Genomic DNA, 703 nt, shown 5'->3' with positions numbered 1-703 from the left:
GGGGCCGAGTTAGAACATCAAACATTAAAGGGTGGTATTTCAAGGATGGCTCCACGCAGACTGGCGTCCACGCTTCAAAGCCTCCCACCTATCCTACACATCAAGGCTCAATGTTCAGTGTCAAGCTATAGTAAAGGTTCACGGGGTCTTTCCGTCTTGCCGCGGGTACACTGCATCTTCACAGCGAGTTCAATTTCACTGAGTCTCGGGTGGAGACAGCCTGGCCATCATTACGCCATTCGTGCAGGTCGGAACTTACCCGACAAGGAATTTCGCTACCTTAGGACCGTTATAGTTACGGCCGCCGTTTACTGGGGCTTCGATCAAGAGCTTCGCCTTGCGGCTGACCCCATCAATTAACCTTCCAGCACCGGGCAGGCGTCACACCGTATACGTCCACTTTCGTGTTTGCACAGTGCTGTGTTTTTATTAAACAGTTGCAGCCAGCTGGTATCTTCGACTGGCTTCAGCTCCATCCGCGAGGGACTTCACCTACATGCCAGCGTGCCTTCTCCCGAAGTTACGGCACCATTTTGCCTAGTTCCTTCACCCGAGTTCTCTCAAGCGCCTTGGTATTCTCTACCTGACCACCTGTGTCGGTTTGGGGTACGATTTAATGTTACCTGGAGCTTAGAGGATTTTCCTGGAAGCAGGGCATCAACTACTTCTGCACCGTAGTGCATCGTCATCACGCCTCAGGGTT

General features: G+C 52.2%; 1 rRNA gene. It reads right to left on the bottom strand.

What is annotated here, in order from left to right:
• Positions 1-703 (bottom strand): 23S ribosomal RNA (locus ACJ8M3_RS24775); the annotation flags it as partial.

The organism is Serratia sp. CY55921 (genome assembly GCF_052167655.1).
In the GTDB taxonomy this organism is placed as follows: domain Bacteria; phylum Pseudomonadota; class Gammaproteobacteria; order Enterobacterales; family Enterobacteriaceae; genus Serratia; species Serratia ureilytica.
This window is presented reverse-complemented; position numbering and strand designations above follow the sequence as displayed.